The sequence below is a fragment of the Streptomyces sp. NPDC057302 genome (assembly GCF_042667685.1).
Taxonomy (GTDB): domain Bacteria; phylum Actinomycetota; class Actinomycetes; order Streptomycetales; family Streptomycetaceae; genus Streptomyces.
The window spans coordinates 177,717-203,217 of record NZ_JBHUZJ010000004.1; the positions used below are offsets into that span (position 1 = coordinate 177,717).

Here is a 25,501-nt window from a genome sequence, read left to right on the forward strand (position 1 = left end):
GAAGGGTTCACGATGGGTCCCAGCACCTCCTCGGGCGGCTCCAAGGGCGGCTCGGGCGGCGGCCGTGGCGCACTGACGCCCGGCAGGATCGCCGTCGCCGCGCTCGCCGTCCTCACCCTGGTCTTCATCTTCGAGAACACCCGCAGCACCAAGATCAGGCTGCTGATCCCCGAAGTGACCGTCCCGCTGTGGATGGCGCTGTTCGGCACGGCGGTGATCGGCGCGCTCTGCGGGGCGTACTACATGCGCAGGCGCAAGTGAGGGCGCTCCTGAGGCGGGCGGGAGTCGTCGCGGGCGCGACGCTCGCCGCGGGCGTCATGACCGTGACGACCGCGGCGGCGGCCGGCCCTCCGATGCCGGACTTCCGTGGCCAGGGCCTGGCGCGGGTCTTCTCCGGGGTCGACTACCGCACCCGCGTCGAGGTGCGGGACGTCAGCGGTCGGGCGCGCAACGTGCTGTGGCCGCTGAGCTGGAAGGTGTGCACGCAGTCTCCGGCCCCGGGCACGGAGCTGACCGGGCAGACGGTCACCATCGGCGCCGTGAAGAAGGCGGAGCGCTGCCCCGCGTAGGGGGCGGCTAGCGTGGCCGGATGTCCGACACCGCCACCCATCTCGCCGAGGGACCCCGCGTAGGCATACGTCCCTTCACCTACGCCGACGGGCCCGAGTTCACCACGCGCGCGCGGGAGAGCCGGGAACTGCACCGCCCCTGGCTCTTCCCGCCCGCCACGGACGAGGCCTACGCCGCATATGCGGGCACGCTCATCGAGGGCCGGGGCAGGGCGGGGTTCCTGGTGTGCGACCGCACGGCGGACGGCGCCCTCGCCGGGTTCATCAACATCAACAACATCGTCGCGGGTGCCTTCCGGTGCGGGGCGCTCGGATACGGCGCCTTCGCGCACGCGGCGGGGCGCGGCCTGATGGGGGAGGGGCTCGGGCTCGTCGTGCGGTACGCCTTCGACGTGCTCGACCTGCACCGCCTGGAGATCAACGTCCAGCCGGGCAACGCCGCGTCGATCGCGCTCGCCCGCCGCGGCGGATTCCGGCTGGAGGGGTTCTCGCCGGACTTCCTCTTCATCGACGGGGCGTGGCGCGATCACCAGCGGTGGGCGCTGACCGCCACCGATTCGGTGCCCGGCTAAGGGCACGTCCGGGCGTACGGCGGTCCTTTGCGTAATCCTGACCGGGATAACCCCTGGTCGCGGCGGCGTCCACCGTGTTCCATGGTGATCGTGACGACCACTGTGCGACGTGACGTACTGACGCTGCCCGCCGCCCCGTTGGGCCCCGAGAACCCACTGCCGCCGCTGCGGCCGCTGCGTGAAGTGCACACGCTGGACGAGCGGGGCAGAGAGGGGCTGCCGCGCGACATGGCGCGGCAGCTGGGGTACGAGCCGCTGCGCGGCATCCTGCCGACGCGGGTGCTCGACGGGTACGGACGCGAGCGGACCGAGACCACGCTCGACACCCTGGTCATCGAGAACGACCGGCTCCGCGCGACCGTCCTGCCCGGCTTCGGCGGCCGTGTCCACTCCCTCTTCCACAAGCCGACCGGCCGTGAACTCCTCTACCGCAACCCGGTGTTGCAGCCCGCGGCCTTCGCGCTGAACGGCGCCTGGTTCTCCGGCGGCATCGAGTGGAACATCGGCGCCACCGGCCACACGACCCTGTCCTGCGCCCCACTGCACGCCGCGCGTGTGAGCGCGCCCGACGGCGGTCAGATGCTGCGGCTCTGGGAGTGGGAGCGGCTGCGGGACGTGCCGTTCCAGGTGGACCTGTGGCTGCCCGAAGGGTCCGACTTCCTCCATGTCGGCGTGCGGATCCGCAATCCGCACGAGAAGGCGGTGCCGGTCTACTGGTGGTCCAACATCGCGGTGCCGCAGGAGCGCCGGGTCATCGCCCCGGCCGACGAGGCCTGGCACTTCGGGTACGCGGGCGGCCTGCGCAAGGTGCCGGTGCCCGAGACCGACGGCGTGGACCGGACGTATCCGCCGCGCAGCGAGTACGCCGCCGACTACTTCTACGACGTACCGGACCGGGAGCGCCGCTGGATCGCCGCGCTCGACGACGACGGGCACGGCCTCGTCCAGACGTCGACCGACCTGCTGCGCGGCCGCAAGCTCTTCGTCTGGGGCTCGGGCACGGGCGGGCAGCGCTGGCAGGAGTGGCTGACGGAGCCGGGGACGGGCGGGTACGCGGAGATCCAGGCGGGGCTGGCCCGTACGCAGCTGGAGCACGTACGGCTTGACGCCGAGGCCGAGTTCACGTGGCTGGAGTCGTACGGACCGCTGTCGGCGGATCCGGGTGCGGTGCACGGCTCCGACTGGCGGGCCGCGCGCGAGGAGGCGCGGGCGCGGCTCGCGGACGCGCTGCCCCGGGGCGCGGTGGAGGAGGCCTACGACGCCTGGCGGCCGTGCGCCGACACCGAGCCGGGCGAGGTACTTGCCACCGGGTCAGGATGGGGCGCGCTCGAAGTCCTGCGTGCGGACTACAAGTTGCCGGGCACGCCGTTCGCCGAGTCCACGCTGGGCCCCGAACAGGAGCCGTGGCTGGAGCTGTTGCACTCCGGGGCCGTCCCCGAGCCGCGCCGCGTCGCGCCGCCGGGGCCGACCCTGGTCGCGCCGCACTGGCGGGACATGCTGGAGACGGCGCCCGCGAGGCCGGTCGCCGAGTACCACCTGGGCGTCGCGCAGTGGCACGCGGGCGACCGCGCGCAGGCGGTGCGCAGCTGGGAGCGGGGCCTCGAACTCGCCCCTTCACGCTGGCCGTTGCTGCGGTGCCTCGCGGTGGCCGACCAGGATTCGGGCCACATCGAGCGGGCCGCGGACCGGTACGCGGAAGCCTTCGACGACCTGTGCCAGGAGCGGCGCGACGACGGCGCTCTGTGGACGTCCGCGAGCGCCGCGCTCGGCAGGGAGGCGATGGGCGTCCTGCTCACCGCCGGACGGCCTTCGGTGGCACGCGGCGTGTGGGACCGCCTGCACCCCTCCACCCGCGCGGAGGGCCGCTTCCGCCTGGTGGAGGTCCAACTGCTGCTGGCGGAGGGCGAGAAGGCGGCGGCGCGGGCGATATTCGACGAGGGCTTCGAGGTGCCCGACCTGCGCGAGGGCGCGGAGATACTGGGCGAGCTGTGGCGCCGGGCGACGGACGACGAACTGCCCGCCCGGTACGACTACCGGATGCGGGCGGCTCCGGGGGAGTGAGGGGCCTGGCCGTCGCTCTCCGGATGCCGCGAAGCCCGGCGGCGGGCGCCGGGCTTCAGGGGAGTGGACGTCCGTGGAGGGGGCGGGAGTTGACTGCCCACCCCCCCGGGACGGATACGCCAGCTCGCCGGCTGCGGTCACGACTCGGGCGCCGTGCGGCGGCACAACCGGCCGCTGCTTGTCCAGCACGGTCCGAAGCGAACACCCTTCGCGCCCGCGGACGCTGGGACACGTCCCGGGAAGGGGCGGGTGCGTCAGCCGCCCCTCCCCGGGTCCGCCTACGCCAGCTCGCCGTTCCTCGCCACGACCTTGCCGCCGTGTACCACCATGTCCCGCTGCGGCATGTCCACCAGGACCTGCTGGACGTTCTCGCCGCGTACGAGGATGAAGTCGGCCGGGGCGCCGGGCTTCAGGTCCGCGTGGGCCAGGCCCATCACGTCGGCGCCGCCGTGTGCGCCCACCGTGTAGCAGTCGGCCAGCTCGTCGTCGAGGCGGACGTCGGTGACCCAGCCCAGGATGTGCGCGCGGTGCAGCATGTCGGCGTTGCCGAACGGGCTCCACGCGTCGCGTACCCCGTCCGAGCCGAGCCCGACCCGCACGCCGTGCTCGCGCAGCTTCGCGATCGGCAGGACGAGGGACTCGTTCGGCGCGACCGTCGTCAGGGAGATGTCCTGCTCGCCCAGGTCGGCCGCCATCTTGCCCAGGTCGCTGTCGGACAGGTTCGGCAGGCAGAAGACGTGGCTGACCGTGACCTTGCCGCGCAGGGAGAGCGCGCGGGTGCGGTCGATGATGGCCCGCAGGACCTTCGTGCCCTTCTCGTCGCGGTCGTGCAGATGGATGTCCACGCCGACCCCGTGACGGTCCGCGAGCCCGAAGACCAGGTCGAGCTGCTCGTCCATGGCGTTGTCGAAGCTGATCGGGTCGATGCCGCCGACCAGGTCGATGGAGCCGGAGCGGGCCGCCTCCTCCAGGAGCTCCGCCGTGCCGGGGGTCCGGACCACGCCGTGCTGCGGGAACGCCACGATCTGCACGTCGAGCGCGTCCCGCAGCCGCTCGCGGGCCGCGTTCACGCCCTCGACCCCGGCCAGGTCGTAGGCGGGCGCCACGTCCACGTGGGCCCGCATCGCACGCGTGCCCCGGGTGACGGCGTGCGCCATCAGGCCGTACGCGCGCTCGCCGACGGGCCGCGGCTGGCTCTTGAAGATCTCCACGTCCTGGGCGCAGTAGTCCGCGATGCCGCTCGCGGGCTTCCGCGACACCCAGGAGCTGCCCCACGTCGTCTTGTCCGGATGGATGTGGGCGTCCACGAGGGAGGGCAGGGCGACCCGGCCGCCGCCCTCGATCACCTTGGCACCCTTGGGGGCCCGCCCTTCCGTGATCCGCCCGTCGACCACCGTGAGGTCCACGGGGGTCTTCGCGCCGAAGGGGCGGACGTCGCGGAACACCACGGCCCGGGGACGGTGGCCGCCGCCACGGGTCGAGGCGGTTGCCGGGGAGCCGGCCGCCACGGCGGCTCCGGTACCGGCGAACGCGGCGGCGGCGCCGAGCACGCCGCGACGGGAGAGGGGCGTCATAGGGGTCTCCTTCGGGGACGGGGGTGGGATGGGGATGGGACGGTGGGGTTCAGAGCGCGAAGCCCGAACGGACCACGCGTACGGGCTTCTTGAGGACCGACACGTCGGACAGCGGATCGCCGTCCACGAGGATCACGTCACCGGCGAAGCCACGCGCGAGGCGGCCCGCCGTGCGCTCCAGGCCGAGCAGCTTCGCCGCGCCGGTGGTGGCCGTGCGGATCGCGTCGAGCGCGGGGAGCCCCGCCGCGCGCATCAGCTCCACCTCGCGGCCGATCGGCTTGATCTTCCCGCCGGAGGAGTCGGTGCCCGCCGCGAGCGGCACACCCAGCTCGTGCGCGGCGAGCACGGCCCGCTTCAGGACCGGAAGGTACTGACGGCCACGCTCGGCGAGCACGGGGTCCGACGAATCGGCGAGACCGGCGATCGCGGTGAGCGTCGGCGTGAAGTACGTGCCCCTGCGCCGCATCTCGTGCAGCGTGCGCTCGCCGACGAACGCGCCGTGCTCCAGCGAGCGGATGCCCGCCATGACGGCGTCGTGGCAGCCCTTCTCGCTGTAGCTGTGGCAGAGCACGCCCTTGCCGCCCCGCCGTGCCGCCGCGACCACGGCGGACAGCTGCTCGCGGTCGTACACCTGGGCCAGCGGATCCTGCTCGGGCAGCCCCGCACGCTCGTTGACCCGGGTCTTGATGACGTCCGCGCCACGGGCGATGTTGACCTCGACCACGCGGCGCAGCGCCTCGGGCGAGCGCACGCCGTCCCGGAGCTTGGCCAGCGGGGTCAGGTCGGGGTCGGCGAGGATCGTGTCGCCCAGGTCGGGCGTGACGAAGATTCCGGCGGCGCGCAGCCGGGGCGCCTGCTTCGGGGCCTGGCGGGCCAGCTCCCGTACGGCGATGTCCTGGTAGAAGTTGGTCGAGCCGCTGCGGGCGCTGGTCGCGCCGAGCAGCACGGCGTCACGCGCCTCGGCCGCGGTGTTGAGGTGGATGTGCCCCTCGACGAGCCCCGGCAGGATCCACCGCCCGTGCGCGGCGAGCACCTGGGCGCCGTCCGGCACCTCGGTCCGACCCCGCCTGCCCGCCGAGCGGACGACGCCGTCCACGATGACGACCACCGCGTCCTCGGTCACCTCGCCGGTCGCGGGGTCCAGGAGGGTGCCGCCCTCGATGACCAGATCGCCGCCGGCCCGCCGCTCCTCGCGTCCGGTGGCGCTCGCTCGGGGCGCGGCGGCGGTCGCCGCGGCGGTCACGGCCGTGGTCCCGGCGAGCGCGGCGGCACCCGCGAGGACGCCGCGCCGGGTGAGCCGTGAGGAGGGCGGAGGGATGGACTCGACGCACATGGGGCTGCTCCAGGACGGGTTACGGAGGGGACGCGTCCGCAGTTTGTATACCAAGCTGGAGTGGGCCGCAAGGCATGGCAGGGGAATGTGCTGGTTTATCCAGAGCGCCTGAGGGAGCTATGGCCAGCTCCATCGGTTTTGGTATACAGCGAGCTTCGACTCCTAGGAGCCGCTCTCCTCGAAGAGCGACCGCAGCGCCACCGTCTGGCTGTCCCGCACGTGCAGCAGCGTGCTCGCCGCCGCCGTCTCCTCGTCGCCCGCCGCGATCCGGCGGTAGATGAGGTCGTGCTGGGCCCGCATGTGGTCCGGCTCGGCGCGCATGCCGAACAGGAGCTGGAGCTGCCAGCTCAGCTGCTCCATCGTGCGGGCGAGGAGAGGATTGCCGGAGAGGGCCACGATGCCCTCGTGGAACGCCGTGTGCGCGGCCACCTCGCGCGGCCCGTCGTCCACGTCCGACGCCTGCTCGGCCTGGCCCAGCGTCGCCCGCAGCACGGCGAGCCCCGGCGGTTCGTCCGGCGCGCAGACCGCCACCCGGCGCGCGGCGAGCCGGGACGCCTGGACGGCGAGCGGCTCCCACACCTCGTACAGATGCCGCACGTCGACACGCTCCAGGCGGCGCACCCGTACCCCGCTGTGCGGAAGGAGCTCCAGAAGCCCCTCGGCGACCAGCGCGCGCATCGCCTCCCGCACGGGGACGCGCGACATCCGCAGCTCCTCGGCGACCTCACGCTCCACCAGCCGCGCGCCCAGCGGATAGCGGCGGTCCACGATGCGCTGCCGGACGGCCTCGCGCGCCTGGGCGCTCAACGAAACCCGCTCCGTACCGCTCGCCGTACTGCCCGCCACGTGCACCGTCCTCCGTTCGGCCTGCCTGCCGTGGAGGATACGGGGGCGCCGAGGCCGGTGCGGTCAGGTCGCGGCGCGCCGGTCCACGTACTCGAAGACCGCGCCGTCCGGGTGCATCGCGATGAGGTTGCGGCCCGCCGGGGTCGGGACGGGGCCCGCGATGACATGGGCGCCGGACGCGCTCAGAACGGCGTACGCCTCGTCGACGTTCTCCACCGCGATCGTCGCGGAGACCTTCCGGAGGATGTCGATCTCCTCCTTGGGGCCGCTCATCAGCAGAAAGCAGCCGACCGCGGCGACCGACACGCCCCCACGCTCGAAGCGCTGCGCGGGAGCGCCCGCCAGCCGTTCGTAGAAGGCGACCGAGGACTCCAGGTCCTCGACGCAGATACGCAGCGTGGTTCCCAGGATCTCCATACGGGCGAGCCTAGTTGGCCCGGTCGGGAAGCGAGATCGTTTCCGCGGACTTCCCGGCCCCGGAACGCTCCCCTCCCGGATGGGCAGTCCTCAGGCGACCCGGTATTCCTCGACCTCCTCGGTGCGGCGCGGCTCCAGACCGTGCCCGACGCCGCCGCCGGGGCGGACGACGCCGCCCGTCGGGTCGAGGGCGCCGTCGAAGAACATCGACTCGATCCGCACATGGTCGTGGAGCCACTCGATGTGCCGCAGATTCGGTACGCACGCGGCGACCGCGGCATGCGCGTGCGGGGCGCAGCGGGCCGAGACCTCGATGCCGTGCGCCTGCGCGAGTGCCGCGGCGCGCAGCCACTCGGTCAGGCCGCCGCAGCGCGTCGCGTCCAGTTGCAGGCAGTCCACGGACGGCACCATCCGCGCGAAGTACGAGAGGTCGTAGCCGTACGCCCCTGCCGCCACGTCGCAGACCAGCGCGTCCCGCACCAGCGCGAGCCCCCGCAGATCGTCCGAAGGCACCGGCTCCTCGAACCAGCCCACCCCGTGCTCGGCGAAGGCCCGGCCGACCCTGACCGCCTGCTTGCGGGTGTAGCCGCCGCTCGCGTCGACGTACAACTCGGCCTGCGGTCCTATGACGTCACGCGCGGTACGCACCCGCTGCACGTCCCGGGCCGCGGCCCGGCCCCATTCCTCACCGACCTTGATCTTGACGCGGGGTATGCCCTGCCCGTGCACCCAGCCGTTCAACTGGGCCGCCAGATGCGTCTCGTGGTACGTCGTGAAGCCTCCGCTCCCGTAGACGGGGACCTCGTCGCGGGCCGCGCCCAGGAGACGTACGAGCGGAAGTTCCAGGAGGCGCGCCTTCAGGTCCCACAGGGCGATGTCGATCGCCGACACCGCGCACGATGCGGCGCCGGGGCGGCCGGTGTTGCGGACCGCCTTCGTCATCGCCGTGTGCGCGGCGGGGATGTCGAGCGCGTCGAGGCCCGTGACGACCGGGACGAGCTGCTCGCCGATCAGGGCCACGGTGGACGCGGGGGCGTAGGTCCAGCCCGTGCCCGTCGCGCCGCCGGCCGTGATCTCGACGATCACGATGGTCGTGCTCTCCCACGCGAACGTGCCGTCCGCCTCGGGAGCGTCGGCGGGCACCCGGTAGGCGGAGAGGGCAGGGCTTTCGATGGGCACTGAGTCCTTCATCGGGACCGTCCTGGATCACGTGCGGGAGTGGGGGGACCGCGCGGCGGTGCGGCAGCGGCTCTCGCCTCGCACCTGCGGCGGTGTGCCCCGGACGGGTATCCCGAAGCCCGTCGCGCAAACGGCTCGCGCACCCCGGGCCGGACCGGGATCGGGCGGCGTTTGGCCTCGGTCCGCCGGGGCAACCGGGAGGTCCCGCGTGCCGGGGCCGCCGGGAGGCCGTGCGTGCCGGGGGCAGACGGCCGGGGCGACCGGCCGACCGCCACGAACCGAGAGGTGCAAGCCGTCAGTCGTCAGCCGCAAGCCGCACCCGTCAAGCCGAGGAGGACCCGCCATGACCACCACTGAACTCGCCCCGCTCGCCAGGCAGTTGCGGGTCGACTCCGTCCGGGCCGCCGATGCCGCGGGATCGGGCCACCCCACCTCCTCGATGTCCGCGGCCGACCTGATGGCGGTCCTCCTGGGGCGCCACCTGCACTACGACTTCGACCGGCCCGACCACCCGGGCAACGACCGCTTCATCCTCTCCAAAGGACATGCGTCGCCCCTCCTGTACGCGGCGTACAAGGCGGCGGGCGTGGTCAGCGACAGCGAGTTGCTGACGTTCCGCACCCGGGACAGCCGCCTGGAGGGGCATCCGACACCCCGCCGCATCCCGTGGGTCGAGACCGCCACGGGCTCCCTCGGGCAGGGCCTTCCGGTCGGCGTCGGCATGGCCCTCTCGGGCAAGCGGCTCGACCGGATCCCCTATCGCGTCTGGGTGCTGTGCGGCGACAGCGAGCTGGCGGAGGGCTCGGTGTGGGAGGCGGTCGAGCACGCCGGGTACGAGCACCTGGACAACCTGACCGCCATCGTCGACGTCAACCGCCTCGGGCAGCGCGGTCCCACCCGCCACGGCTGGGATCTCGACGCCTACACCCGCCGCTTCGCCGCCTTCGGCTGGCACGTCGTCGAGGTCGACGGCCACGATCTGGACGCGGTCGACCTCGCCTTCCAGGAGGCCCGCTCCACCACCCGGCAGCCCACGGCCATCATCGCCCGCACCGTCAAGGGCAAGGGCGTCGCCGCCGTCGAGGACCGCGAGGGGCTGCACGGCAAACCGCTGCCGGAGGCCGAAGCGGCGATCGAGGAGCTGGGCGGCGTACACGACGTCCGCGTCGAGGTGCGCAAGCCCGGCGCCGCGCGGGCGCTGCACGCGACGCGCACCGGCCATCTGGAGCTGCCGCGCCACGAGGTGGGCGACCTGGTCGCCACCCGCACCGCCTACGGTCAGGCGCTCGCCGCGCTCGGCACCGCGCGCGGCGACATCGTGGCCCTGGACGGGGAGGTCGGCGACTCCACGCGGACCGAGTACTTCGCCAAGGAGCACCCCGAACGCCACTTCGAGTGCTACATCGCCGAACAGCAACTCGTCGCGGCGGCAGTGGGGTTGGCGGCCCGCGGATGGGTCCCGTACGCGTCGACGTTCGCCGCCTTCCTCACCCGCGCCCACGACTTCATCCGCATGGCGGCGATCAGCGGCGCGGGCGTCAACCTCGTCGGCTCGCACGCGGGCGTCGCGATCGGCCAGGACGGGCCCTCCCAGATGGGCCTAGAAGACCTCGCGATGTTCCGCTCCGTGCACGGCTCGACGGTCCTGTACCCGTGCGACGCCAACCAGACGGGGAAGCTCGTCGCGCAGATGGCGGGCCTCGACAACGTGCGGTACCTGCGTACGTCGCGTGGGGACCTGCCCGTCATCTACGGGCCCGGGGAGGAGTTCCCCGTCGGCGGCTCCAAGGTCCTGCGCTCGTCCGACGCCGACCGGCTCACGCTGGTCGCCGCGGGCGTGACCGTGCACGAGGCGCTGACCGCGGCCGATTTCCTGGACCGCGAGGGCATCCAGGTGCGGGTCGTCGACCTGTACTCGGTCAAGCCCGTCGACCGCGCCACCCTGCGCGAAGCCGCCGAGCGCACCGGCTGTCTGCTCACCGTCGAGGACCACCGGCCGGAGGGCGGCATCGGTGACGCCGTCGTCGAGGCGTTCAGCGACGGGGGCCCGGTGCCCCGCATGGTGCGGCTCGCGGTGAACACGATGCCGGGCTCGGCGTCCCCCGCCGAGCAGCTGCACGCGGCCGGCATCGACGCCGAGTCCATCGCGGCGGCGGCGCGGCTGCTGGTGGAGCAGGCGGTGGTGCGGTGAGGCCGCCCGTCAGCGCTTCCCGGGCTCCATGGCCCGCGCCCTGAACCAGGAGTTGGCCGTGGGCCCGAACATCAGGACCGTCGCCGTGAGCACCGCGCTCAGATGCAGTACGCGGCTCGCGCCGAACAGGACGTCCACCGCCCCCAGATCCCGGAAGGCGTCCCCCACGGGGTGGTCGGCCAGCCACCGGAGGGGCTCGATCACCAGGGAGAGCGTGCCGAAGACACCGAGCCCCACGGCGAGCGTCAGGCGGGCCCAGTTCCTGCCGCGGCGGAGCTGGACGGCGACCAGGACGGCCGCCGAGAACACCGTCATCCGCAGCAGCAGACCGCCCGCGATCTCCCCGGCGGACGTATCGCCCTCGGACATCAGACGGCCGACCATCAGCACCGTCTCGAAGAAGCCCGCCACGACCGCGGTGATCCAGAGCGCGAACGCGGCGTGGACGGGCGGCGGGGGAGCCGCGGGTTCCCTGCCGCTGGGCCGGGGGACGGGGAAGGGATGCCGGCTTTCCGGCGGTTCCGGCTCGGAGTGCCCGGGATGTCTCTGCGTTCCGTTCGCCATGGTGCGCCTCGCTCACTCCGGTCCGACCTGAACCGTCTCCCTGAATCCTTCCTGCGCACGCCGCCCGCGGCACGCCCGCAGGCCCCCGTCCTCAGGTGTTGTCAACACCCCTGCGCAGCATGAAAGGAACCCCACGTGACGTGCGGTACGAGAGTGGAGGAGAGGGAGCGGTGAGCACGTACATCTACGGCATCGTCCCGAGCCCGCAGCCGGACCCGCCGCATCTGCAGGACGGCCCGAGAGGTACGAGCGGCATCGACGGCATCGACGGCATGGCCGGTATCGGTGAACCGCCCCTCCCCGTCAGGATCGTGCGGCGCGGAGCGCTCGCCGCGCTGGTCAGTGACGCCCCCGCGGACCTGGAGCCCCACCAGCAGCGAGACCTGCTCGCGCACCAGAACGTCCTGGTCGAGGCGGGCGCGCGGGGCTCCGTGCTCCCGATGCGCTTCGGCAGCCTCGCGTCCGACGACGAGGCGGTCCTGGCAGTCCTGGCGCAGCACGCCGACCACTACGCGGAGCGGCTGCGCGCGCTGGAACGCAGGGTCGAATACAGCGTGCGGGCCTCCCACAACGAGCGCGCCGTCCTGCACCAGATCCTCGCGGAGAATCCGGAGCTGCGCGCCATGGTCGACGCCGACCAGCTCGCCGGGTGCGGCGGCGGCCACGAGCAGCGGCTGCGGCTCGACGAGAGGGTCGCCGCGACCATAAGGGCGAGGGAGTCGAGCGACGCCGATCATGTGCGGCGCGCCCTGGAGGCGACCACCGAAGCGGTCCGCGCGGGGCCCGAGGGGACGGGCTGGCCGGCCGACCTCTCCTTCCTCGTGCACCGCGACACGGCCGTGGGCTTCCTGTCCGCGATCGCCGAACTGCGCGCGGACCAGACCCACTTGGACCTACGGGTACGCGGCCCGCTGCCGCCGTACAGCTTCGTCGACGAGTAAGGAGTGCAGGACGTGCAGGACGTGCAGGACGTGAGCGTCCGGGGGCGACGGCGCGCGGGGCGCCCCGTCACTTGCGGCAGAGGATCTCTCCGTGCAGCACGGCGAACCAGCCGTCGTCCCGCGTGCCCCACTCCCGCCACGCGTCGGCGAAGGACCGCAGTTCACCGGCGTCGGTGTGCCCGCCCTCGACGGCGAGTCCCGCATAGCCGGAGGCGACCGTGCGGTCCGCCCAGAGCCCGCTCCACCAGGCGCGCTCCCGCGCCGAGCTGTAGCACCAGGTGCTCGCGCTCGCGGTGACGTCGTCGAAACCGGCCTCCAGGGCCCAGGACTTGAGGAGACGTCCGGCATCCGGCTCGCCGCCGTTGGCGCGGGCCACCCGCCGGTACAGGTCCAGCCAGCCGTCCATGGCGGGGGAGTTCGGATACCAGGTCATCGCCTCGTAGTCCGCGTCGCGGGCGGCGACGATGCCGCCGGGCGCGCAGACCCGCCGCATCTCGCTGAGGGCGCGCACCGGGTCACCGACGTGCTGGAGCACCTGATGCGCGTGGACCACGCAGAAGGAGTCGTCGGGGTAGTCCAGGGCGTGCACGTCGGCGACGGCGAACTCCACGTTCGTGAGGCCGCGCTCGTCCGCCGTCGCACGGGCGCGGTCCAGGATGCCCGGCGCGTGGTCGACGCCCGTGACATGGCCGTCGGGCACGAGCGCGGCCAGGTCGGCGGTGATGGTGCCGGGACCGCAGCCGATGTCCAGGATCCGCATGTGCGGCTTCACCGAACCGACGAGGTAGGCGGCCGAGTTGGCGGCGGTCCGCCAGGTGTGGGAGCGCAGCACGGACTCGTGGTGTCCGTGCGTGTAGACGGCGGTCTCCTCCGGCATGACGGGAACTCCTTCACGTTCGCTGCCGCTCGCTGCGGTGGATCGAACGGTACGCCGCCATGTCGAATAATGAGACCCGCGTATCACTATGTGGTCAGCAGGGTGGAGGCGGCCGGGGGCGGTGAAACGCATTTGCGGCAACCCGCGCCCCCCACGGACAATCCCCGCATGGGACATCTAGAAGCCGCGCACATCGAGTACTACCTGCCGGACGGCCGAGCCCTGCTCGGCGATGTCTCCTTCCGTGTCGGCGAGGGCGCCATCGTGGCCCTCGTCGGGGCGAACGGCGCGGGCAAGACCACCCTGCTCCGCCTGATCTCGGGCGAGATCCAGCCGCACGGCGGCACCGTCACCGTCAGCGGCGGTCTCGGCGTCATGCCGCAGTTCGTGGGCTCGGTCCGCGACGAGACGACCGTGCGCGACCTGCTCGTCTCCGTGTCGAACGCGCGCATCCGCGAGACCGCCGAGGCCGTGGACGTCGCCGAGCACCTGATCATGACCGTCGACGACGAGTCCGCCCAGCTCCAGTACGCCCAGGCGCTCTCCGACTGGGCAGAGGCGCACGGCTACGAGGCCGAGACGCTCTGGGACATGTGCACCACCGCCGCGCTGGGCATCCCGTACGACAAGGCGCAGTTCCGCGAGGTCCGCACCCTCTCCGGCGGCGAGCAGAAGCGCCTGGTGCTCGAAGCCCTGCTGCGCGGCGGCGACGAGGTCCTGCTCCTGGACGAGCCGGACAACTATCTCGACGTACCCGGAAAGCGCTGGCTGGAGGAGCGCCTGAGGGAGACGCGCAAGACCGTCCTGTTCGTGTCGCACGACCGCGAGCTCCTCGCCCGCGCCGCCGAGAAGATCGTCAGCGTCGAGCCGGGGCCCGCGGGCGCCGACGCCTGGGTGCACGGCGGCGGCTTCGCCACCTTCCACGAAGCGCGGCGCGAGCGGTTCGCGCGCTTCGAGGAGCTGCGCAGGCGCTGGGACGAGAAGCACGCCCAGCTGAAGAAGCTCGTGCTCAGCCTGCGCCAGGCCGCGTCGATCAGCCATGAGCTCGCCTCGCGGTACGCCGCCGCGCAGACCCGGCTCCGCAAGTTCGAGGAGGCGGGGCCGCCGCCCGAGCCGCCGCGCGAGCAGGACATCACCATGCGGCTGCAGGGCGGGCGGACCGGCATCCGCGCGATCACCTGCGAGGGCCTTGAGCTGACCGGCCTGATGAAGCCCTTCGACATCGAGGTCTTCTACGGCGAGCGCGTCGCCGTCCTCGGCTCGAACGGCTCGGGCAAGTCGCACTTCCTGCGCCTCCTCGCGGGCGGCGACGTCGCGCACACCGGTCAGTGGAAGCTCGGCGCGCGGGTCGTGGCGGGCCACTTCGCGCAGACCCACGCCCACCCCGAGCTCTTCGGCCGCACGCTCCTCGACATCCTGTGGCGCGAGCACGCCCAGGCCAAGGGCCCCGCCATGTCGCGCCTTCGCCGGTACGAGCTCACCGGCCAGGCCGAGCAGCGCTTCGAGCGGCTCTCGGGCGGCCAGCAGGCGCGCTTCCAGATCCTGCTCCTGGAGCTGGAGGGCTCCACCGCCCTCCTGCTCGACGAGCCCACCGACAACCTCGACCTGGAGTCGGCCGAGGCGCTCCAGGAAGGTCTCGAGGCGTACGAGGGCACGGTGCTCGCGGTGACGCACGACCGCTGGTTCGCCCGTTCCTTCGACCGCTACCTCGTCTTCGGCAGCGACGGCCTGGTGCGCGAGACGCCGGAGCCCGTCTGGGACGAGCGACGGGTGGAGCGGAAGCGCTAGCGCCTGGAGCCTCCAGGAGGACAATGGCGGGTATGGCAGACACGACTGGCACCGCGGGCCCGTCCGAGCTGGACGACCGTCAGCTCCTCGACCGGCACGCCGCGGCCCTGGACCTGTTCACCGACCGGGTGCACGCGATCGGGGCCGATCAGTGGGACGCCCCGACGCCGTGCGCCGACTGGTCCGTGCACGACCTCGTCGACCACCTCAACACCGAGCAGCTGTGGGTGCCCCCGCTGGTCCGCGACGGCGCCACCATCGCCTCCGTCGGCGACGCCTTCGACGGTGATCTGCTCGGCCCCGACCCGGTGGCCTCCTGGGACACGGCGTCCGCCGCCGCCCAGGAGGCGTTCCGTGCGCCCGGCGCCCTCTACCGCACGGTCCACCTCTCCTTCGGCGACACCGCGGCGGACTTCTACTGCGGGCAGATGATCACTGACCTCGTGGTGCACGCCTGGGACCTCTCCCGCGCGATCGGCGCGGACGAAACGCTCCCGGATGACCTCGTGGCCTTCTCGCTGGGGGAAATCACGCCGTACGCTGCGGACTTGGCGAAGAGCGGCCTCTTCGCCCCCGCGGTCGAACCACCGCGGGACGCCGACGCGCAGACGAGACTGCTGAGTCTGCTGGGGCGCCGGGTGTAGCCGCGAAGAGCGCGAGTGGGACGGGGAGCGGGTGAGTCACGCGTGAGCGCCGAGACGCTGAGGACGTCCTTCAGGACCGAGGACGTGGACGAGGCGCGGCAGATGATCGGTGACGCGTTCTACAGCAATTTCATGGACGTCATCGACGAGCCGCGCAGCTTCCGGGCCGAGTTCGACATCGGGCAGTTGGGTGCGCTCACCGTCGGCGAGCTGAGCTGCGGCGCCGATGTGCGCATGCGGCTCGGCGAACTGGGCGCCTACCACGTGAACATACTGCTCGGCGGGCAGATGCACTTCCGGCAGGGGCGCACGGACACCGTCGCGACGGCGGACCGTGCCGGGGTGTTCCAGCCCGTCGGCGACACCGTGGTGGAGCGGTGGACCGGCGACTGCCGGGTCATCGCGGTGAAGATGGACCGCGAGGCGCTGGACCGGCGCTTGGAGCAGCTCATCGGCAGGCCCGTCCGCGCCCCGCTGACGCTCGCCCCCGAGCTCGATACCACCCGCGGCCCCGGCCGCAGTTGGGCCCGGCTGGTCACGACGGTCGTCGAGGACCTGCGCGAGGAGTCGGCGGCGGCGCAGACACAGACACCCTTCTACGTGTCGCCGCTGGTCGCGGCGCCGCTCCAGGAGGCGATCCTGAACGGGCTGCTGCTGTCGGTGGAGCATCCCTTCCGCGACGAACTCACCGCGCCGATCAGCAAGTTGCGCCCGGCGCCGGTGAAGCGCGCGATGGACGCCGTCCTGGAGCGGCCCGAGCATCCGTTTACCCCGGCCGGGCTCGCCGCCGAGGCGCGGGTCGGGGTGCGCTGGCTCCAGGAGGCGTTCCGCCGCTACGTGGGCATGTCGCCCATGGCGTACGTAAGGGACGTGCGGCTGATCCGCGTACGGGACGAACTGCGGGCGGCGGAACCCGGCGAGATCAGCGTGAGCGAGGTGGCGCACCGGTGGGGCTTCAGCCACCTGGGGAGGTTCGCCGAGCAGTACCACGCCCGGTTCGGGGAGCTGCCGTCCCGGACCCTGCGGAGCTGAGGCCGCCGGCCGTGCGTTATCCGGACAGTGGCCGCGCTCAGCGGATCGTGACCGCGGGGCAACTGACCTATCGTTTTCTCTGTCACCGGTTGGGCCGGTCGCTGCCCACGGGTCCATAACCCGCCCCAGGGGCACGGCCGTGACGGACCGCCGGGGATGATCCGGCCCGGCCTCAGGCCGGGCCGGGCCCGCACCCGCGGGTCCGGTCGCTCCCCCCCCCGTGCAACCGGACCCGCTCCCTCAAGGCTGGGCCAGGACCCCGCCCGGCCGAGGGCCGGGTCAGCGGCATGCGCTGGGGCGGGAGCGATTGGGTCGCACCTGGGCTTCGCAATGCAGGACGCCGCGTTCTCCAGCATCAGGCTGACCGCCGACGCCACCTCGTCGTCCGGCGCGACCATCACCGGGTTCGGGGTACAGATGGCCTGCGCGCTGACGGTGAGCGGATCGGCGCCGTCGGCGACGGCCCGCAGCGTGATGTCCCGGTCGGTGAGCACGCCGACCAGACGGCCGTCCGTGGCCACCAGGACATGACCGATGTCCTGCGCGCGCATCAGCCGCGCCGCTTCCACCAGTGAGGCATCGGGGCCCACCGCCATGACCCCCGGCGTCATGACGTCCCTTACGACAACAGGCATGGTTGCGGCCCTTCCTGTGGGGGTGAGTGGTCCCGCCGCAGTACCCATGTGGCGCCGGTCCATGCGGGTTTGCCCGCAGGAAGCGGGGGGACCCGGCCGAAGCCGCCCCCACGGCACCCGTGTGTTTGTGCCCGGGGCCCCGGGGCAGGCGAAGTAGACAGTGCTTCGGACCGGAGGCACGTCCGTGGGAGCCATCGCGCTCGCCCCGGGTGTGCTCCGCAGCGACTGCGCGCGCCTCCCACGGTGACCCCTCAACCCAAGGCACCCCCCAAGGGAGTTGCGACGCATCATGCGATCCGACGCGCGACAGACGAAGCGCCATCCGCACGACGACGCCCCCGACACGGCAGCCGCTTTCCGCAGGCTGACCGAGATGCCTCACGGTCCCGAACGCGACGTGCTGCGCCAGGAGTTGGTCAAGGCCTGGCTGCCGATGGCCGAACGGCTCGCCGGCCGGTTCCGCAACCGCGGCGAAGCCCTCGACGACCTGCGTCAGGTCGCGGCCCTCGGCCTGGTCAAGGCCGTCGACCGGTACGACCCCGAGCGCGGCAGTGCCTTCGAGAGCTATGCCGTGCCGACCGTCACCGGCGAGATCAAGCGCCACTTCCGTGACCACATGTGGACCCTCCATGTGCCGCGCCGGGTACAGGACCTGCGCAACCGGGTGCGGTTCGCCCGCCAGGACCTGACGCAGACCGTCCCGGGGCGCGCGCCGACCCTCGCCGAGATCGCCGACAAGGCGCAGCTGTCCCTGGAGGACGCGGCCGCCGGCCTGGAGGCGCTCGACAGCTTCACCGCGCTCTCCCTGGACGCCGAACTGCCGGGCAGCGAGGACGGCTACGCGCTGCGGGACGCGCTGGGCGCACCCGATCCCGCGCTCGACGTCGTTATCGACCGCGAGGCCGTCAAGCCGCGGATCGCCGCGCTGCCCGAACGGGAGCGCGACATCCTCTACATGCGGTTCTTCGGCGACATGACGCAGAGCCGCATCGCCGAACAGCTCGGCATCTCCCAGATGCACGTCTCGCGCCTGCTCAGCCGCTGCTGCGACCGGCTGCGCGACCAGGTCATGCAGGACGCCGCCTGATCCCTGGCAGCAGTCCCCGGGGCCAGTCCCTGGCCGCCCGGTCCCGGGGCATGGCCGGCGCGATGTGGCCCGACATCGCGCCGACCGCCTGCGCCGCGCCATCGAGCAGGCGAGCCGCGCCCCAGGACGGGGGCGCCGGAGCGTCCGAGAGCTGGCGGGACTGGCCGCCGAAGAAGCCTGACCGGCCCGTCCCGGATGAAGGTTGATCGCCCCGTCCCGGAGAGAAACCACTCGGCCGGCAGGCCCCCGCGCGCGCTGAGCGGCCCGTCGCGTTTCGATGGGTCCATGCGGATGGAACCCGAAGGCCGTGGCCCTGTCCGGTACGGGCCTCCCCTGCCGGAGCCGGGCCTCCCCGTCCTGCCCGAGCTCTCCGCTGTGCTCGCCGGCGCGGCGGGCCGCGCCCACGCCGAACCGCCCGGCGGCAGCCCCGCCCTCCTGGACGCCGCGAGCGGCTACTGGGCCCGGCGAAGTCTCCCGGTGGAGCGGGGCCAGGTGGTCGCCGCGCCCGGAGCCGCGCCCCTGCTGCTCGCGCTGACCGCCGCGCTCGGCGGCGGCGACGTCCTGCTCCCGCGCCCCTGCCCCGCCTGGTGGGCGCCGCAGGTGCGGCTGCTCGGCCGGTCGGTCTACCACGTGCCGACGCCCGCCGAATGCGGTGGCGTCCCCGATCCGTACGCCCTCCTGGAGACCGTCCGCCGTATCCGTGCCGAGGGCGGCACCCCGCGCCTGCTCGTGCTCTCCGTCGCCGACGACCCGACCGCCACCGTGCCGCCGCCCGAGCTGCTGCACGAGGCCGTCGAGGCGGCCACCGACGAAGGGCTGCACGTCGTCAGCGACGAGACCTGGCGCGACACCCTGCACCGGCCGCACGACACCGTGCTCATCGGCCCCGCCGAGATGGATCCCGAACGGGTGACGGTCCTCACCGATCTCTCCGGAGCGTTCCTGCCGCCCGGCTGGCCCGCGGCGGTCGCCCGGTTCCCGGCCGGTGCGCGTGGCGCCGCGCTGCGGGCCCGCACCCTGGACGTCCTCACCGCGCTCGGGGCGTGCGTCGCGGCGCCGGTCGGGGCGGCGGCGTCGTACGCCCTGGGGGAGCCGGACGAGGTGACCGACCGCCTCGCCCGCGCGACCCGCCTGCACGCGCGCGTGGCCGCCGCCGCTCAGCGCGCGGTCCTCGCGGCGGGCGCGCTCGCCAGGCCGCCGCGGGCGGGCCGCCACCTCTACGTGGACCTCGGTCCGCTCCGCCCGGCCCTCGCCGCGCGAGGCGTCGCAGACGCGCAGGACCTGGAGGACTTCCTCGGCGAACGCCTCGCCATGCCCGCACCCGGCGGCCACCGTTTCGGCGACGAGCTGGGGGCGCTGCGCGTACGCCTGTCCACGGGACCGCTGCTCGGATCGACCCGGCAGGAGCGGATGGCGTCGCTCACCGCACCGGACGCGCTGGAACTGCCGCACGTGGAACAGGCGTTGGACATGCTCGGGTCGGCCTTCGACGATCTCCGCGCGGCAGCACAGCGCATGCGGCGGGACGCCTAGGAGGACGACGCCGTACGCCTGAGCCTGCGCCACACCGCCGGCGCCGCGCTGATCACCACCGTCAGACCGACCGCCACCGCCACGCCCTGCCACGGCTCCGCGAAGAGCGAGCCGCCGAGGATGCCGATCAACTGGTACGTCACGGCCCAGGCGAGGCACGCGGGCACGTCCCCGCGGGCGAACTCGCGCAGCGGCATCTTCGCCATCAGGCAGGCCAGCATCACCGGAATGCGCCCGGCGGGCACGAGCCGGGAGAGGACCAGGACCAGGACCCCGTGGTCGGCGAGCTTCTCCTGCGCCTGCGCGAGACGCTCCTCGGGCGCCCGGTCACGGATCGCCGCGAGCCAGCGCGAGCCGTTCTTCGAATGCATCCCGCGCCGCCCGAGCCAGTACAGCGCCATGTCCCCGAGGAACGCGGCGAACGCCGCGACCCCGAACACCACCAGCAGCGCGAGCGGCGACTCCTGGTGGAAGGCCACCACGGCGGCCGAGCTGACCAGGGCGCCCGTCGGCACCACGGGCACCAGCGCGCCGACCACGACGAGCAGGAACAACGACGGATAGCCGACCGCCTGCTGGGTGGACGCGGGCGTCACCTGGACCGCCAAGGACAGGATCACTGAGAGTCTCCCTCGGCGACCTCGGGCCGCACGCTCTCGCCGTGCCCCAGGCGGTGCACCGCCACATCGGGCGCGAGCCGCGCCGCCTGGCGCACGAACTCCTCGCCCGGCGTGTGGAATTCATGCGGCCGTACGGCGTCCATGCCGATCGGCCAGTACGTCCCGTAATGCACCGGTACCGCACTGCGCGGCGCGATCCTCGCCAGCGCCTGTGCCGCGCGCGCCGCGTCGAGGTGACCATGGCCGAGATACGGCCCCCAGCCGCCGACCGGAAGCAGCGCCACGTCGACCTCTCCCACCTCGTCGGCCATCGAGTCGAAGAGCCCGGTGTCCCCGGCGAAGTACGTCCGCGCCTCACCCCGCACCACGAACCCCAGGGCGGGCGTGCCGTGCGGCCCGACGGGCAGCCGCCGCCCGTCGTGCTTCGCCGTCACCACGCGTACGACGAGGTCACCCACCCGCACTTCGTCACCCGGCACGACTTCGATGAGACGCAGGTGGGAGAGCTTGCGCGCCAGCCCCGGAACGCTCCGGCGCGCACCGCGCGGCAGCAGGACGCGGGTGCCGGGAGCGATCCGCGCGAGCGAGGGCGGATGCAGATGATCGGCGTGCAGATGCGAGAGGAGCACGGCGTCGGCGACGGCCGCCTCGGGCGGCGGAAGCGCGCCCCTGCGCCGGCGCAGATGGGCGAGACGGGTGGCGAACAGCGGGTCGGTGAGCACCCGGAGCCCCGAATCCTCGACCGTGCAGGTGGCATGACCCCACCAGGTGATCTCCACCGGCACTTCCGGTTCCTCCTTCGCGCGACTGTCTACGAGCCTACGGCCAGGAGTAGGGTCTTCGGCTGACGCCAGTGGTGAGGACGCCGGAGGTGAGGGGGACGCGATGGGAGAGGCCGCGAGCGTGACAGTGCTGCGGGTCGCCGCGATCGCCAGCCTGACACCGCTGGAGGAACTGGACGCCGACCCCTTCCTGGTCGACTCCCGCAGCCAGCACGCGATGTGCGCGCGGTGGGCCGCCGCCCGGGGCTACGTCATCACCCGGGAGCTCGTCGTCCGGGGTATCGCCGCCGACCACGCCGTGCTCTGGGCGGACGTGGACGAGGGACTCGTGGACCTGTTCGTCGTGCCCAGCCGCCGGGTCCTGGACCGCGCGCTGCGTTCGCCGGACGAGTTCACCGCGGAGTGCGGGCGGCGCGGGGTGCGGATCGAGACGGCGGGGCTCGCCGAACCCTCGTACGACGCGGTGATGAAGGCCCATGTCCACCGGCGGTTGTCCATGCCGACCGCGGGCTATGACGGCCGCTGACCCGGCCCCGACCACCGACCCGTTCACCCTGTGACACGCTGGTGTCCGGATCTGTCATGAAACGTGAGGCGGCGGGCGTGGGGCGAGGGCGATGGAGGGCGGTCGGCAGCGCCCTGTGGCGCTCCGTCGCGGTGTGGCTCGTCAGTACGCTCACCATGCTCGCGATGGCCGGGATCCTGCCCGACTTCCAGCTCCAGGCCGACGACGGTGACACCGCCACCCGCATCGCCGTCACCGCCGCCCTCGGCGCCGGCGCCTTCGGACTGCTCTCCTCGCTGGTGTGGCCGCTGCTCGTGCGGGCGCTGCTGCTCGTGCCCGCGCTCGTCCTCGGTCTTCTCGCCTTCTTCCTCAACGGGTCGCTGCTCCTGCTCGCCCTGAGACTGATCCCCGACGGCCGCGGCGACGCCAACCCGGAGACCGCCGTCGTGGTCGCCGCCGTCATGTCGGCCGTCGCCTCCGCGACCGGCGGCGCCCTCGCCGTCCGCGACGACGACGCCTACCGCCGCCGTCTCTACCGCCTCGCCGACCGCAGACGCCGCCGCCGTGCCGAAGGACAGTCGGGCCCCGTCCCGCCCGGCACGGTCTTCATCCAGCTCGACGGCGTCGGCCACGACGTCCTGCGCGGCGCCGCCGAGAAGGGCCTCATGCCGACCGTCGCGGGCTGGGCGGGGCAGGGCGGCGAGGCCAGCCACCGCCTCACCCCCTGGCGCACCGACTGGTCGAGCCAGACCGGGGCGAGCCAGCTCGGCATCCTGCACGGCTCGAACCACGACGTCCCCGCCTTCCGCTGGTACGAGAAGGACACCGGCGAGGTCATGGTCTCCAACCGGCCCGCGTCCGCCGCCGAACTCCAGCGCCGCGCCATCGAACGCACCGGCGACGCCGGCCTGCTCACCCTGGACGGCGCGAGCCGCGGCAATCTGTTCAGCGGCGGCGCCGAGCAGCTCGCCCTCGTGCTCTCCATGGCCGCGCGGCGCGGCAAGGAGAACCGTTCGCGCGCCGGGTACTTCGCCTACTTCTCCGACCCCGCCAACGCCGTCCGCACCGCCCTGTCCTTCGTCGCCGAGGTCGGCCGCGAGATCGGCGAGTCGACCCGCGCCCGGATCGGGAAGCGGCGCCCGCGCATCGGCCGCGGCGGGCTCTACCCCTTCATCCGCGCCTTCGCGACCGTCGTCGAGCGCGACGTCGTCGTCGCCGCGGTCATCGGGGACATGCTCGCCGGGCGCAGCGCGGTCTACGCCGACCTCGTCGCGTACGACGAAGTGGCCCACCACTCGGGGCCCGTCGGCAGCGACGTGGACAAGGTGCTCCAGCGGCTCGACCGGTCCCTCGCGCTGATCGCGAAGGTCGCCGAACACGCCCCCCGCGCCTACCGCATCGTGGTCCTCTCCGACCACGGCCAGAGCCCCGGCGAGACCTTCCGCGCCCGCTACGGTCTCACCCTCGGCGACCTCGTCAGGGCCGGCTGCGGTCTGCCCGTGCCGCGCAAGGCACGGCGTACGCACAGCGGCGCCGAGGCCCGCTCGGCCGTGCGCGCCGCCCTGCGCCGACCGGTGGAGGAAGGCGCGGGGCAGCACCGCCCGGCCGGTGAGGCGGAGCCCATCGTGCTCGCCTCCGGCAACCTCGGCCTGGTCTCCTTCCCCGACGTCCCGCACCGCATGACCCGCGAGGAGATCGACGAGCGCAACCCGGCGCTGCTGCCCACCCTCGCCAACCACCCGGGCATCGGCTTCCTCCTCGTACGCAGTCGGGAGCGCGGCCCGGTCGTCCTCGGCGCGCGCGGCAGCGAGGTCTACCTCGACGAGGAGCCGGGTGACCTCGGGCCGCTCGCCGACTTCGGGCCGGGGGCCGCCGACGCCGTGCGGCGCACCGACGGCTTTCCGCACGTCGCCGACATCATGGTCAACTCCTGGTACGACCCCCAGGACGGCGAAGTCCTCGCCTTCGAGGAGCAGATCGGCTCGCACGGCGGACTCGGCGGCGCCCAGGTCCACCCCTTCCTCCTGTCACCCCTCGTGCTCTCCGCGCCGGTGGACGAGGGGCACGAACTCGTCGGCGCCGAGCGGGTCCACGAGGTGCTCCGGCGCTGGCTCGGCGAGTATCAGGGACCCGAGATTCCGCTGGTGGGAGGGGTTGCCGAGGCTGCGGACGATTCCCCGCACGAGGGCCGCGGCGGCACAACTCTTACGGCCGCCGACCCTGCCGCGCAGGACAAAACACGCTGATTTTGAGCGGTACCCGCCGTGCCCGACCATGTCTCTCGCCCCGGCGATCCCGGGCGTCCGGCACGATGAGAGGCACCACCCCATGCACGACACCGGAACCGCGCTCACGACGGCTCCGGCCCCCGAACAGGAAGCTCCGGCCCCCGAACGGGAAGACGAGCGCACCGAGCGGCACAGCAGGCACGCCCGCCGCTTCGGCCTCCCCGTCGCCACCTGTCTCGTCATGGGCAACATCATCGGCGGCGGCATCTTCCTCCTCCCGGCCTCCGTCGCCCCCTTCGGGACCATCAGCCTCGTCGCGTTCGGCGTCCTGACCGCGGGCGCGATCGCCCTCGCGCTCGTCTTCGGGCGGCTCGCACGGCGCGACCCGCGCACCGGCGGACCGTACGTCTACGCGCGCGAGGCGTTCGGTGACTTCGCCGGGTTCCTCGCCGCCTGGTCCTACTGGGCCACCACCTGGGTGTCGAACGCCGCGCTGGCCGTCGCCGCCGTCGGCTATCTGGATGTGCTGATACCGGTCAACGACCACAAGTGGACCGCCTGTCTCGCCGCCCTCGTCCTGCAGCTCCTGCCCGCACTCGCGAACCTCGCGGGCACCCGCTACGTCGGCGCGGTCCAACTCGTCGCCACCGTACTGAAGTTCCTGCCGCTGCTCCTCGTCGCGATCGGCGGGCTCTTCTTCTTCGACAGCGCCAACCTCGGGCCCTTCCAGGCGGGCGACGACAGCCCGGTCGGCGCGGTCTCCGCGTCCGCAGCGATCCTGCTCTTCTCCTACCTGGGAGTGGAGTCGGCCGCCGTCAGCGCCGGTGAAGTGCGCGACCCGCGCCGCAACGTCGGGCGCGCCACCATCCTGGGCACGCTCGGCGCCGCCCTCGTCTATCTGCTCGGCACCCTCGCCGTCTTCGGCACCGTCGCCCACGACAAGCTCGTCGGCTCCACCGCGCCGTTCTCGGACGCCGTCAACGCCATGTTCGGCGGCTCCTGGGGTGGCACGGCGGTGGCACTCGCGGCGCTCGTCTCGATGGTCGGCGCCCTCAACGGCTGGACCCTGCTGAGCGCCCAGACTCCGTACGCAGCCGCCAAGGACGGGCTCTTCCCGAGCGCCTTCGGCAAGAAGAAGCGCGGCGTGCCGACCGCGGGCGTCCTGGTCACCGTCGTCCTCGCCTCGCTGCTCACCGTCTACAACTACACGGCCGGATCGAGCGGCGTCTTCGAGTCCCTCGTCCTGATCACCACGTTCACCGCGACCGTGCCCTACCTCCTGGCCACCGCCGCGCAGATCTACTTCCTCGTCTCCGGGCGGGGCGAGCGCGTCGACCGCGGCCGCCTGGTGCGGGACGGCGTCCTCGCGGGCGTCGCGTTCGGGTTCTCCATGTGGCTCGTCGCCGGGTCCGGGTACGCGGCCGTCTACCAGGGCGTCCTGTTCCTCTTCGCGGGCGTGCTCGTGTACGCGTGGATGGCGGCCCGCAAGGAGCGGACCGCCACCCACTGACTACTGCCGCACT

23 protein-coding genes and 1 pseudogene are annotated in these 25,501 nt (G+C 73.1%); 14 read left to right on the top strand and 10 right to left on the bottom strand.

Annotated elements, in window-relative coordinates:
• The first annotated feature begins 12 nt into the window (after positions 1–12).
• From ACFUPX_RS05235 to ACFUPX_RS05250, 4 genes are all read left to right on the top strand, one after another.
• Entirely contained in the window at positions 13–261 is a 249-nt protein-coding gene (locus ACFUPX_RS05235) for a DUF1049 domain-containing protein (RefSeq protein ID WP_383316199.1), read from the top strand.
• The gene (locus ACFUPX_RS05240) at positions 258–569 is read left to right on the top strand and encodes a hypothetical protein (RefSeq protein ID WP_383316202.1); all 312 of its coding nucleotides are present in this window, start codon (positions 258–260) and stop codon (positions 567–569) included. Before ACFUPX_RS05235 ends, ACFUPX_RS05240 begins: the two co-directional genes overlap by 4 nt.
• Before the next feature lie 20 nt (positions 570–589).
• Entirely contained in the window at positions 590–1,141 is a 552-nt protein-coding gene (locus tag ACFUPX_RS05245; RefSeq protein WP_383316208.1) for a GNAT family N-acetyltransferase, read from the top strand.
• Positions 1,142–1,222: 81 nt separating this feature from the next.
• Positions 1,223–3,202, top strand: coding sequence for a DUF5107 domain-containing protein (locus tag ACFUPX_RS05250; protein WP_383316213.1), 1,980 nt, complete (start codon positions 1,223–1,225; stop codon positions 3,200–3,202).
• 278 nt (positions 3,203–3,480) lie between these two features.
• Here ACFUPX_RS05250 and ACFUPX_RS05255 read toward each other — a convergent pair whose 3' ends face one another.
• The 5 genes from ACFUPX_RS05255 to ACFUPX_RS05275 all read right to left on the bottom strand — a co-directional run bounded on the left by ACFUPX_RS05255 (position 3,481) and on the right by ACFUPX_RS05275 (position 8,563).
• Positions 3,481–4,776 carry an amidohydrolase family protein gene (locus tag ACFUPX_RS05255; RefSeq protein ID WP_383316216.1) on the bottom strand — a complete coding sequence of 432 codons (1,296 nt, stop codon included), beginning with the start codon at positions 4,774–4,776 and terminating at the stop codon, positions 3,481–3,483.
• A 49-nt stretch (positions 4,777–4,825) separates the two neighbouring features.
• Positions 4,826–6,109, bottom strand: coding sequence for an amidohydrolase family protein (locus ACFUPX_RS05260; protein ID WP_383316219.1), 1,284 nt, complete (start codon positions 6,107–6,109; stop codon positions 4,826–4,828).
• Between the two features lie 162 nt (positions 6,110–6,271).
• Positions 6,272–6,955 carry a GntR family transcriptional regulator gene (locus ACFUPX_RS05265; protein WP_383316222.1) on the bottom strand — a complete coding sequence of 228 codons (684 nt, stop codon included), beginning with the start codon at positions 6,953–6,955 and terminating at the stop codon, positions 6,272–6,274.
• A gap of 63 nt (positions 6,956–7,018) precedes the next feature.
• Complete coding sequence (locus ACFUPX_RS05270; protein WP_383316225.1) at positions 7,019–7,372, bottom strand: VOC family protein; 354 nt, start codon at positions 7,370–7,372, stop codon at positions 7,019–7,021.
• Between the two features lie 90 nt (positions 7,373–7,462).
• On the bottom strand, positions 7,463–8,563 hold the full coding sequence (locus tag ACFUPX_RS05275; protein WP_383316229.1) for an enolase C-terminal domain-like protein: 1,101 nt from the start codon (positions 8,561–8,563) through the stop codon (positions 7,463–7,465).
• 331 nt (positions 8,564–8,894) lie between these two features.
• Between ACFUPX_RS05275 and ACFUPX_RS05280 the strand changes: the two genes are divergently transcribed.
• On the top strand, positions 8,895–10,742 hold the full coding sequence (locus ACFUPX_RS05280) for a transketolase (RefSeq protein WP_383316232.1): 1,848 nt from the start codon (positions 8,895–8,897) through the stop codon (positions 10,740–10,742).
• Between the two features lie 9 nt (positions 10,743–10,751).
• On the opposite strand, the gene ACFUPX_RS05285 is transcribed toward ACFUPX_RS05280, so the two are convergent.
• A complete protein-coding gene (locus tag ACFUPX_RS05285; RefSeq protein WP_383316235.1) occupies positions 10,752–11,306 on the bottom strand; it encodes a hypothetical protein in 555 nt (184 codons plus the stop codon).
• A gap of 170 nt (positions 11,307–11,476) precedes the next feature.
• On the opposite strand from ACFUPX_RS05285, the gene ACFUPX_RS05290 reads away from it, so the two are divergent.
• Positions 11,477–12,247 (top strand): GvpL/GvpF family gas vesicle protein, encoded by a 771-nt coding sequence (locus tag ACFUPX_RS05290; RefSeq protein ID WP_383316238.1) that lies wholly within the window; start codon positions 11,477–11,479, stop codon positions 12,245–12,247.
• A 67-nt stretch (positions 12,248–12,314) separates the two neighbouring features.
• On the opposite strand, the gene ACFUPX_RS05295 is transcribed toward ACFUPX_RS05290, so the two are convergent.
• On the bottom strand, positions 12,315–13,124 hold the full coding sequence (locus ACFUPX_RS05295; RefSeq protein WP_383316243.1) for a class I SAM-dependent methyltransferase: 810 nt from the start codon (positions 13,122–13,124) through the stop codon (positions 12,315–12,317).
• A 168-nt stretch (positions 13,125–13,292) separates the two neighbouring features.
• Here ACFUPX_RS05295 and ACFUPX_RS05300 point away from each other — a divergent pair, with 168 nt between their 5' ends.
• Genes ACFUPX_RS05300 through ACFUPX_RS05310 form a run of 3 tightly spaced genes read left to right on the top strand, consistent with a single transcriptional unit; the run spans position 13,293 to position 16,588 of the window.
• Positions 13,293–14,912 carry an ABC-F family ATP-binding cassette domain-containing protein gene (locus ACFUPX_RS05300; RefSeq protein WP_383316245.1) on the top strand — a complete coding sequence of 540 codons (1,620 nt, stop codon included), beginning with the start codon at positions 13,293–13,295 and terminating at the stop codon, positions 14,910–14,912.
• A 32-nt stretch (positions 14,913–14,944) separates the two neighbouring features.
• Positions 14,945–15,556, top strand: coding sequence for a TIGR03086 family metal-binding protein (locus tag ACFUPX_RS05305; protein ID WP_383316248.1), 612 nt, complete (start codon positions 14,945–14,947; stop codon positions 15,554–15,556).
• A gap of 42 nt (positions 15,557–15,598) precedes the next feature.
• A complete protein-coding gene (locus tag ACFUPX_RS05310; protein ID WP_383316251.1) occupies positions 15,599–16,588 on the top strand; it encodes an AraC family transcriptional regulator in 990 nt (329 codons plus the stop codon).
• A gap of 341 nt (positions 16,589–16,929) precedes the next feature.
• Here the strand turns inward: ACFUPX_RS05310 and ACFUPX_RS05315 are convergent.
• Positions 16,930–17,223, bottom strand: a pseudogene (locus ACFUPX_RS05315) (CBS domain-containing protein); the annotation flags it as partial.
• Between the two features lie 289 nt (positions 17,224–17,512).
• On the opposite strand from ACFUPX_RS05315, the gene ACFUPX_RS05320 reads away from it, so the two are divergent.
• Entirely contained in the window at positions 17,513–18,310 is a 798-nt protein-coding gene (locus ACFUPX_RS05320) for an RNA polymerase sigma factor SigF (RefSeq protein ID WP_383316254.1), read from the top strand.
• A 285-nt stretch (positions 18,311–18,595) separates the two neighbouring features.
• On the top strand, positions 18,596–19,843 hold the full coding sequence (locus ACFUPX_RS05325; RefSeq protein WP_383316257.1) for an aminotransferase class I/II-fold pyridoxal phosphate-dependent enzyme: 1,248 nt from the start codon (positions 18,596–18,598) through the stop codon (positions 19,841–19,843).
• Here ACFUPX_RS05325 and ACFUPX_RS05330 read toward each other — a convergent pair.
• A complete protein-coding gene (locus ACFUPX_RS05330; RefSeq protein WP_383316260.1) occupies positions 19,840–20,463 on the bottom strand; it encodes a DedA family protein in 624 nt (207 codons plus the stop codon). The two genes, ACFUPX_RS05325 and ACFUPX_RS05330, sit on opposite strands and share 4 nt — an antisense overlap.
• Complete coding sequence (locus ACFUPX_RS05335) at positions 20,460–21,248, bottom strand: MBL fold metallo-hydrolase (RefSeq protein ID WP_383316264.1); 789 nt, start codon at positions 21,246–21,248, stop codon at positions 20,460–20,462. The genes ACFUPX_RS05330 and ACFUPX_RS05335 overlap by 4 nt, the downstream gene beginning before the upstream one ends.
• Before the next feature lie 100 nt (positions 21,249–21,348).
• On the opposite strand from ACFUPX_RS05335, the gene ACFUPX_RS05340 reads away from it, so the two are divergent.
• The 3 genes from ACFUPX_RS05340 to ACFUPX_RS05350 all read left to right on the top strand — a co-directional run bounded on the left by ACFUPX_RS05340 (position 21,349) and on the right by ACFUPX_RS05350 (position 25,488).
• Entirely contained in the window at positions 21,349–21,771 is a 423-nt protein-coding gene (locus ACFUPX_RS05340) for a hypothetical protein (RefSeq protein WP_383316267.1), read from the top strand.
• A gap of 56 nt (positions 21,772–21,827) precedes the next feature.
• Positions 21,828–23,996 (top strand): phage holin family protein, encoded by a 2,169-nt coding sequence (locus tag ACFUPX_RS05345; protein WP_383316270.1) that lies wholly within the window; start codon positions 21,828–21,830, stop codon positions 23,994–23,996.
• Between the two features lie 82 nt (positions 23,997–24,078).
• Entirely contained in the window at positions 24,079–25,488 is a 1,410-nt protein-coding gene (locus tag ACFUPX_RS05350; protein ID WP_383316273.1) for an amino acid permease, read from the top strand.
• Positions 25,489–25,501 lie beyond the last annotated feature (13 nt).